At 78.8% G+C, this 335-nt stretch carries 1 pseudogene; it reads right to left on the bottom strand.

Annotated elements, in window-relative coordinates:
* Positions 1-335 (bottom strand): annotated as a pseudogene (locus tag GT354_RS46195) (hypothetical protein); the annotation flags it as partial.

Here is a 335-nt window from a genome sequence, read left to right as displayed (position 1 = left end):
CGACGGCCGCCTCCGGGGCGTGGCGGAGCACGGCTTGCGACCACGCGTGGGCAAACGCCTCCTGGCCCACCCGGGCCGCGCGGACGTTGGTGGCGCGCGCCGGCGGGTCGGTCTCGGCGACCACCACGAGCAGCGGGCCGGCGGGGATCACCGCCCAGCCCGCGAGGTCGGTGCTGCGGCCGGTCAGCAGGTCGCGCAGCAGATCGCTGTGATGCTTGGCATCGGCGGCGGCCTCGGCGATTCGGCCCGCCAGGTCCAGGGCCGCGTCGGCGACGGGCCACCCGGGCGGGGCCGGCTGCGGATCGTTGCCGGCCTCCCACGCGGTGGAGGCGCCG

Origin of the sequence: Streptomyces sp. SID3343, assembly GCF_009865215.1 — a bacterium.
GTDB lineage: Bacteria > Actinomycetota > Actinomycetes > Streptomycetales > Streptomycetaceae > Embleya.
The sequence above is the reverse complement of the archived record's forward strand: the minus strand, read 5'-3'. Positions and strand labels throughout refer to the sequence as shown.